The 1,703-nt window shown below is 74.0% G+C and carries 3 protein-coding genes; all 3 read left to right on the forward strand.

Features of this window, described 5'->3' with window-relative positions; all coding sequences use genetic code 11:
* Positions 1-458, forward strand: a 458-nt coding sequence (locus ACFQ3T_RS36420; RefSeq protein ID WP_380730693.1) for an NADPH-dependent F420 reductase, incomplete at its 5' end; no start/stop codon positions are given.
* A gap of 41 nt (positions 459-499) precedes the next feature.
* Positions 500-1,423, forward strand: coding sequence for a prolyl aminopeptidase (gene pip, locus ACFQ3T_RS36425; RefSeq protein WP_380730697.1), 924 nt, complete (start codon positions 500-502; stop codon positions 1,421-1,423).
* A 71-nt stretch (positions 1,424-1,494) separates the two neighbouring features.
* Positions 1,495-1,703, forward strand: a 209-nt coding sequence (locus tag ACFQ3T_RS36430) for a Clp protease N-terminal domain-containing protein (protein ID WP_380730695.1), incomplete at its 3' end; no start/stop codon positions are given.

Consider the following 1,703-nt stretch of genomic DNA (forward strand, 5'->3'; position numbering starts at 1 on the left):
TGGAGTTTGGTGACGCGGTGCTCGCGGCCGTGCCGGCGGACGCCGCGGTGGACGCGGTCGGGTCCGCGCCGGGCCGGGTGGTGATCGACTGCACGAACTCGGTGGCGCCCGGCCGGTTCGTGCTGGACGAGCCGCGGGCCGCCGCACGGCTCGCCGAGGCGTCGGGCGCGCACGTGGTGAAGGCGTTCAACCTGTGCCACGTGGACGTGTGGCGGCTGCCGTCGCTGACGTTCGAGGGCCGTCCGCTCGGGGTGCCGCTGTGCGGCGACTCCCCGGCGGCGCTGGACGTCGTGCGGGCGCTGGTGCGGTCGATCGGGTGCGCGCCCGTGGACGCCGGGCCGCTGGCGCGGGCCGAGCTGCTGGAGGCGGCGACGGTGTTCGCCATCGGCCTGTGGATGGGCGGCACGGACGTGCGGTCGATGTTCCCCCCGGTGACGCCGGAGCTGCTGCAGCGCTAATATAACAGCACTGTTGTATCTCACCGAGGGGGTAGATCGTGCTGCTGTACCCGGAGATCGAGCCGTACGACCACGGCATGCTGGACGTCGGCGACGGGCACCTCCTGTACTGGGAGGTCTGCGGCAACCCGGACGGCAAGCCCGCCGTGGTGCTGCACGGCGGGCCGGGGTCCGGCTGCACGCCGCGGGTCCGCCGGTACTTCGACCCGGAGGCGTACCGGGTGGTGCTGTTCGACCAGCGCGGGTGCGGCCGCAGCACGCCCCACGCCGGCGCGCCCGCGGTCGACCTGTCGACCAACACCACCGACCACCTCGTCGACGACCTGGAACGGCTGCGGGAGTTCCTGGGCATCGACCGGTGGCTGGTGTTCGCCGCGTCGTGGGGGTCGGTGCTCGGCCTCGTGTACGCCGAGCGGTTCCCGCACCGCGTGTCGGAGATGGTGCACGCGGGCGTGGCGACGGGGCGGCGGACCGAGACCGACCTGCTGACCACCGGGTTGGCCCCGATGTTCCCGGAGGCGTACGCCCGGTTCCGCGAACTGGCGCCGTCCGGCGACCCCGCCGCCGGGTACCTCGACCTGCTGCTGTCCCCCGACCCGGCGGTGCACCTGCGGGCGGCCGCCGAGTGGTGCGCGTGGGAGGACGCCCTGCAGCCGCTGACCACCGGCGCGTTCCGCTTCGACCGGCCGGAGGCCGGGCTCGCGTTCGCCCGGCTCGTCACCCACTACTGGGCGCACGGGTCGTGGCTGCCGGAGGGGATCGTGCTGGAGGAGGCGTGGAAGCTCGCGGGCATCCCCGGCGTGATCGTTCAAGGGGCGCTCGATCTGGGCAACCTGATCGGCACGCCGTTCGAACTCGCCCACGCCTGGCCGGACGCCGAGCTCGTCCTCGTCCAGGAGACCGCGCACGGCGGGAGCGACGCCATGACCGCGGCGAGGAGGGCCGCTGCTGACAAATTCCGGTAACACCCGGAAACTCGGTGCGATGGAGTGGTTTGTGGTCGTCCGACCGCAGCCTGAGCGCACGGAGGGCACCGGTGTCCGACAGGGGCAACCCCCACGGGGTCAACTCGCGGTTCACCGACCGCGCGCGGCGGGTGTCCGTGGCGGCCCTCCAGGAGGCGCGGCGGTTCCGCCACACCGCCATCGGCACCGAGCACCTGCTGCTGGGGTTGGTCGGCGAGGGCGGCGCGGCGGCGTCGGTGCTGGCCGCGTGCGGGGTGGCCCTGCCGGGGTGCCGGGACCG

Origin of the sequence: Saccharothrix hoggarensis, from assembly GCF_042678885.1 — a bacterium.
GTDB lineage: Bacteria > Actinomycetota > Actinomycetes > Mycobacteriales > Pseudonocardiaceae > Actinosynnema > Actinosynnema hoggarensis.